Raw genomic sequence first — 4,148 nt, forward strand, 5'->3', positions numbered from 1 at the left:
AACAATCTATATAATATTATAGTATAAGGATTAATAATAAAAAAATAGATACTACTATTCTAGCTGCGTAAGATATTAATTTAAATATATATTATAAAGACTAAAGGGAGTAAAAAATGAATATAAAAGTTATAGATAATATCATTGAAAGCTTTAAAGAAAATAAAGCATATATAAATGGATGGAGAGATATGAAAAGAGCATCTGTAGCTATTTTAATTGTGGAAATAGACAGCAGAATAAATATAGTTTTTGAAGTTAGAGCAAAGCATATGAGAAGCCAACCTGGAGATATTTCATTTCCAGGAGGTAAAATAGATTTTAATGAAAGTCAAAAGGAAGCAGTTTCTAGAGAAATTTGTGAAGAGTTAGGATTACAATCAGAAGATTTTGAAATAATATGTCCACTTGATATATTAGTAACTCATTATAATTTATTAATCCATCCTTTTTTAGGCTATATTAAAAATTTTGATAATATAAAAATAAATAAAGATGAGGTTGACCATATATTTACAGTTCCATTAGAGTATTTATTAAATATTCAACCACATATCGAAAATAATAAGGTATTAGTCAATAGAACAGAAGGTTTCCCATTTCATTTAATAAATGGAGGTGAAAATTACAAGTTTAAAGAAGGAATATATAAATCTTTATTTTATACTTACAGAGATTATGTTATTTGGGGAATAACAGCATTAATATTAGAAGATTTTTTAAACAGTTTAAGAAACAAACTTTAGATATATTATTATAAAAGCAAAGTTAAAAAAAGCTGCCATAAGGCAGCTCTTTTTAAATACTATGAAGTATGAAATATATTATAAATATAATAGAAATTATATACATAACTATAGAAAGTTGCTCTTTTTTCTTTGTTATAAGTTTCATTATTGTATAAGAAATAAAACCAAATGCTATACCATCTACAATACTAAAGGTTAGTGGAATTAGAACAATAATTAAAAAAGATGGTATTGCTTCTGAAATATCATTAAAATCAATATGAACTATTCCCTTAATCATTAAACTCCCTATTATTATTAAAATAGGTGCAATTACTTCATTTGGAATTAAGTTTATAAATGGAATAAATACTAATGAAATTAAAAGTAACAATCCTGATATAAGAGATGTTAAGCCTGTTTTTCCACCAGCTGCTATACCTGCTGTTCCCTCAACTGTAGAAACAGATGGGCTAGTTCCGAATAAACCACAAGCTATAGTAGATAAAGCTATTGCATTCAAAGCTTTATTTTGCTTTTCAGGAGTTTTAAGCAACCCGTTAATCTGTCCATGTAATAACCCTATATTTTCAAATACTAAAACTAAAGTTAATGAAAAAGTAGAAATCCAAAATGGAATAGTAAAAAATGCACTTAAGTCTAAGTTAAGAAAAATACTTTTGTATTCACTAAAATTAGGAAGCGAAAAAGTTAGTTCAGATACATTAACAAAGCCTAATGATATAGCAGCAATTGTTCCTACAACTATACTTATTAAAAATCCTCCTGGAATATTTTTAGCAAATAGTATAACAGTTAATAAAAACATAGCTATAAAAAATACTACTTTTGGATCTGAAAGTGACCCTATTTTAACCATTGTAGAAGGATCAGGAATAATTAATCCACCCTTTTGAAAACCTAAGAATGTAATAAATAATCCAATTCCTATAGTTATTGATTCCTTTAAAGAATTAGGTATAGATGTATCTAGAATTTTAGATAAAGGTGTAATAGATACAATTAAAAATAATATACCAGCCATAACAACACTTGTTAGTGCCTGATTAAAGGATAATCCCATACTTAATACTATTGTATAAGTAAATAGGGCATTAATTCCCATTCCTGGCATTATTACAAGTGGAGTATTACTCATCAAAGAAACTAATAAGCAACCTGTAAATGAAGCAAGTACGGTTGCAATAATTAGTGGCTCTTGTGCTATACCTCCATCACTTAAAATACTAGCATTAACTACAATAATATATACTGCAGCAAAAAAAGAAGTTAAACCAGCTATTAGCTCAGTTTTAAAATTAGTTTTATGTTCTTTTAGTTTAAATAATTTGTCCATCCTTTCTGTAAAAACCTCTTTTCTTTATCCCTCACCCACCCGCATCTATTGATGTCTAAATAATTATAACATTTAATTTTTAATTTTAAATAGTTGAAATGAGTAAAGTCAAATTTTATATATAAAACGACAAAAATTTATCTTTAAATATATTTTTATAAACTTACAACAAATTTATTCAATAAAACATAGTATGTAGTATCTATTAATAAGATAAAGGAGGATTATTTTGAATAATAGAATTACTATAAGCCTGTGTATGATAGTTAAAGATGAAGAGAAAACATTAGAAAGATGTTTATCCTCTATAAAAGATATTGTAGACGAAATAATTATAGTAGACACTGGCTCAACTGATAAAACAAAAGAGATAGCAAAAAAATTTAATTCTAAAATATATGACTTCAAATGGATAGATGATTTCGCAGCTGCTAGAAATTTCTCTTTTAGTAAAGCTACTAAAGAATATATATTTTGGTTAGATGGAGATGATTATTTAGACGATGAAAATATTAATAACTTTAAAGATTTAAAGGATCAATTAGATAGAAGTGTAGATACGGTAACTATGGAATATTCTTTGACTAGAGATGAAAATGGACAAACTACTTACTCTTTAAGAAGAAATAGATTAGTTAAAAGAATAAATGGATTTAAATGGATTGGCAGAGTTCATGAGTATTTAGATGTTGGAGGAGTTAGTTTTCATAGCAATGTCTGCGTAAACCATGGTAAAGTAAAATCTAGCGGGAGCAGGAATTTACAAATATTTAAAAAAATGGAGGCCTCTGGGGTAGAATTTACTACTAGAGACTTATTTTATTATTCAAATGAATTGTATTACAATGGATACTATGAAGAAGCCATAACAAAATATGAGAAATTTTTAGAAAGTAATTTAGGGTGGATAGAAGACAAAAAAGTTGCTATTGCAAACTTGATCCAATGTTATTCTTTTACTAATAAGCCAGAGAAGAAAATAGAAATCATTTTAAAATCCTTTGAATTCGATGTACCAAGAGCAGATATTTGTTGTAGGTTAGCAGAAATATTCATGAGCAAGAATCAAATAAAGCAAGCAATATTTTGGTATAAGGTTGCTATGGGATGTATTCATGAAAAAGATAACCTTGGGATAGATAATAGAGATTATTATACATGGATACCAAGCATTCAACTATGCGTTTGCTATTCAATTTTAGGTGATTATGAAGCTGCTTATTACTATAATGAATTAACATTATTATATGGTGGTAACAAGACAAAGGTTGAGCATAATAAAAAGTTTCTTGAAAATAAATTTAAAGAACTTGGAAGAAGTATTCCAGATTTAGATTATAAGTTAATAGATAGAAGATTTAGATTTTTTTGATTATAACGTAAATCCTAGACTTAGAAAGTTTAGGATTTTTAATTTTTTGTATAGAATATATTTATAAATAAATACTATTAATATAAATTTAGTATAATCAAATGTTGACAAATATCTTTTAAATATTATAATTTAATTATAATACACCCTAGAGGTGGGGGAGGTATGAAATTAAATGAATGATGAAAAAAGAAAATCATTACAGTCATTAAAAACAGCTAAAGGCCAAATAGAAGGAATTATTAAAATGATTGAAGAAGATAGGTATTGTATTGATATTTCTAATCAAATATTTGCAGCACAATCGTTGCTAAAAAAGGCTAATTTAATAATTTTAGAAAATCATTTATCTCATTGCGTAAAGGATGCTTTTATAAATGGTAACGGCGATGAAAAAATCAATGAGATAATGAAGGTTTTGGATAAGGTAATAACAAGATAAAATTAAAATTTATATGGAGGAATTTATTATGAAGAAAAAAATTAATATTGAAGGAATGAGTTGTGGACATTGCGTTGCTCATGTAAAAGAGGCGTTAGAAGAATTAAGTAATGTTAAAGTTTTAGAAGTAAATCTAAATGAAAAAGCTGCTTTAGTTGATACTGATATTGATGATACTATATTAATTTCTGCAATTGATGAAGCTGGATACGATGTAATGTCAATAGAAGCTTTGTAAGTTTTTAAAAA

The 4,148-nt window shown here is 26.3% G+C and carries 5 protein-coding genes; 4 read left to right on the forward strand and 1 reads right to left on the reverse strand.

What is annotated here, in order from left to right:
* Positions 1–116 precede the first annotated feature (116 nt).
* Entirely contained in the window at positions 117–746 is a 630-nt protein-coding gene (locus A500_RS18745) for an NUDIX hydrolase (RefSeq protein ID WP_016209152.1), read from the forward strand.
* Between the two features lie 52 nt (positions 747–798).
* Here the strand turns inward: A500_RS18745 and A500_RS18750 are convergent, their stop codons facing one another.
* Positions 799–2,085, reverse strand: coding sequence for an NCS2 family permease (locus tag A500_RS18750; RefSeq protein WP_016209153.1), 1,287 nt, complete (start codon positions 2,083–2,085; stop codon positions 799–801).
* Positions 2,086–2,314: 229 nt separating this feature from the next.
* On the opposite strand from A500_RS18750, the gene A500_RS18755 reads away from it, so the two are divergent.
* The 3 genes from A500_RS18755 (at position 2,315) to A500_RS18765 (ending at position 4,137) form a co-directional block, all read left to right on the forward strand.
* Positions 2,315–3,457, forward strand: coding sequence for a tetratricopeptide repeat-containing glycosyltransferase family 2 protein (locus A500_RS18755; protein WP_016209154.1), 1,143 nt, complete (start codon positions 2,315–2,317; stop codon positions 3,455–3,457).
* A gap of 175 nt (positions 3,458–3,632) precedes the next feature.
* Positions 3,633–3,899 carry a metal-sensing transcriptional repressor gene (locus A500_RS18760; protein ID WP_016209155.1) on the forward strand — a complete coding sequence of 89 codons (267 nt, stop codon included), beginning with the start codon at positions 3,633–3,635 and terminating at the stop codon, positions 3,897–3,899.
* A gap of 28 nt (positions 3,900–3,927) precedes the next feature.
* Positions 3,928–4,137, forward strand: coding sequence for a heavy-metal-associated domain-containing protein (locus tag A500_RS18765; protein WP_016209156.1), 210 nt, complete (start codon positions 3,928–3,930; stop codon positions 4,135–4,137).
* Positions 4,138–4,148: the final 11 nt, after the last annotated feature.

The organism is Clostridium sartagoforme AAU1, assembly GCF_000401215.1.
In the GTDB taxonomy this organism is placed as follows: domain Bacteria; phylum Bacillota; class Clostridia; order Clostridiales; family Clostridiaceae; genus Clostridium; species Clostridium sartagoforme.

Bases quoted from the DNA above. Each gene is read 5' to 3' on its own strand.
- A500_RS18745 (WP_016209152.1), top strand. From the start codon at position 117: ATGAATATAAAAGTTATAGATAATATCATTGAAAGCTTTAAAGAAAAT.
- A500_RS18750 (WP_016209153.1), bottom strand. From the start codon at position 2,085: ATGGACAAATTATTTAAACTAAAAGAACATAAAACTAATTTTAAAACT.
- A500_RS18760 (WP_016209155.1), top strand. From the start codon at position 3,633: ATGAATGATGAAAAAAGAAAATCATTACAGTCATTAAAAACAGCTAAA.
- A500_RS18765 (WP_016209156.1), top strand. From the start codon at position 3,928: ATGAAGAAAAAAATTAATATTGAAGGAATGAGTTGTGGACATTGCGTT.